4 protein-coding genes are annotated in these 1,859 nt (G+C 65.6%); 1 reads left to right on the top strand and 3 read right to left on the bottom strand.

Annotation, left to right across the window (positions count from 1 at the left end; genetic code table 11):
• The coding region (locus H7290_RS15735; protein ID WP_290514967.1) for a tRNA-dihydrouridine synthase at window positions 1–289 on the bottom strand (289 nt) is incomplete at its 3' end.
• A gap of 33 nt (window positions 290–322) precedes the next feature.
• Between H7290_RS15735 and H7290_RS15730 the strand changes: the two genes are divergently transcribed.
• The gene (locus tag H7290_RS15730; protein ID WP_290514966.1) at window positions 323–808 is read left to right on the top strand and encodes an aminoacyl-tRNA deacylase; all 486 of its coding nucleotides are present in this window, start codon (window positions 323–325) and stop codon (window positions 806–808) included.
• Between the two features lie 115 nt (window positions 809–923).
• On the opposite strand, the gene H7290_RS15725 is transcribed toward H7290_RS15730, so the two are convergent.
• Both H7290_RS15725 and H7290_RS15720 read right to left on the bottom strand, forming a co-directional pair.
• Entirely contained in the window at window positions 924–1,061 is a 138-nt protein-coding gene (locus H7290_RS15725; RefSeq protein ID WP_290514965.1) for a hypothetical protein, read from the bottom strand.
• An 8-nt stretch (window positions 1,062–1,069) separates the two neighbouring features.
• On the bottom strand, window positions 1,070–1,735 hold the full coding sequence (locus H7290_RS15720; RefSeq protein ID WP_290514964.1) for a DsbA family oxidoreductase: 666 nt from the start codon (window positions 1,733–1,735) through the stop codon (window positions 1,070–1,072).
• Window positions 1,736–1,859 lie beyond the last annotated feature (124 nt).

Below are 1,859 nucleotides of genomic sequence, written 5' to 3'. Positions count from 1 at the left end.
CCGCCTCGGACACGGTCTTCGGGTCGACACCGTAGAGCTGGATGCTGCGGGTCGTCTCCGATTCGTGGTGCTTGATGAGGCGCATGGAGCCCTCGGTGCGCTCGACGAGGGCGCGGCTGGTGATCATCTCTGAGACGTAGAGACCGGCGCCGAACTCGCGGCAGAGCCGACGGAACGCGGTGTTGGTGATGCCGGCCATCGGGGCGAGCACGACCGGCACAGAGAGCGCGAGCGGCCCGATCTGTAGGCTCTTCTCTACGCTCTTGTGGGGAGCGGCTGTCATGGTCATCCCCCAATTCTCTCAGGCAAAGGTGAACCCGACGTGACTGCCCCCATCGGACGAGCACGAGTGCTGGCGGATGCCAGGGCACGCGGCCTCGAAATCGAGGTGGTCGAGCGGCCCGCCGCCGACTCGCTCGAGCAGGCAGCGGTATTGCTGGGAATCGAGGCGCGACAGATCGTCAAGTCGCTCGTGGTGCGTCGGCACACCCCGGACGGAGCGCCCCGCGAATATCTGTTCGCGCTCATCCCGGGCGACCGGCAGATCTCCTGGCCGAAGCTGCGGGCTGTGGTCGGGGTCAACAAACTCTCTCTGCCCTCCCCCGAGCTGGCGCTCGAGGCGACCGGATTCGAGCGCGGCACGATCACGCCGCTCGGCAGTTCCACCACCTGGCCCGTCTTCGCCGACGTCTCGATGGTCGGCGGGCGGGTCGCCATGGGGGCCGGAGAGGCAGGCTACAGCGCGTTCGTGGAGGCCGATGGCCTCATCGCGGCCTACGGCGCGACCGTCGCCGACATCACCGGTTGAGTGGCCAACCCGGGTCATTTCCCTGCCTGAACCGTCACTAAGGGTCGTCCACGTTCGGCGAAACAGCAGTTTGTGACGGTTGACCGCGGTCGACGGCGACCCGAATGGGAACCGACTACACCAGGTCTTCGTCGAGACGACGGTTCACCACGGCTTGCTCGTGGTGGTCGGGAATCGCACAGGAGTCTCCCTCGCAGGCCGCCGCGGTCGGATCGCCCACCAGGGTGAGGGGGATCGTCAGTGGCCTGGTCACGGCATCCGTCACTGGATGGCCTCTCGTTCGGTTCGTACCTGTTCGAGCACGTTAGCGAAGGTCGTCGCATCCTGTGCCCCCGACACCCCGTACTTGCCGTCGATGACGAAGAAGGGCACGCCCTGGATGCCGTACTCGATCGCCTGGGCTACGTCGGCCTTCACGTCGGGAAGATAGGTCTCGTCCGTGAGCACGCGCACGACCTCTGCACGGTCGAGGCCGATTTCGGCCGCGAGGTCGGCGAGGTCTTCGATGCGACCCACGTGTCGACCGTCGACGAAGTACGCCTTCAGCAACCGCTCTTTCATGTCCAGCTGCCGGTCCACCGACTTGGCGTAGTGGATGAGCTCGTGCGCCTTGATCGTGTTGGTCTGGTGCACGTGGACATAGTCGTAGTCGAGACCGACGGAGGCCGCGATACCGGTGACGTTTGCCAGCACCTGGGTGACTTGCTCCACCGGCATGCCCTTGCGCTGGCTGAGGTAGTCGACGGGACTGCCCTCGAAGTCGACGGGTGTGTCGGGGGCCAGCTCGAAGGAGTGGTACTCAACCTCGACAGCACCGCCGAAAGCAGCAGCACCCGCCTCGAACTTGCGCTTGCCGAAGTAGCACCAGGGGCACTGCACGTCGGACCAGATATCGACCTTGATGGGGGAAACGGATGCGTCAGTCACGCTCCCTCCAACGCAACGGCGGGTGACCTATTCCCTCACCGGCCGAAAAATGAGCCCCCGGGTACCCTTATCCGGGGGCTCGCGGCCAGTGCTGGCGACGCAGGCAGGAGCGGTCGTCCCGAAT

It is taken from the genome of Aeromicrobium sp., assembly GCF_014378035.1.
GTDB lineage: Bacteria > Actinomycetota > Actinomycetes > Propionibacteriales > Nocardioidaceae > Aeromicrobium.
This window is presented reverse-complemented; position numbering and strand designations above follow the sequence as displayed.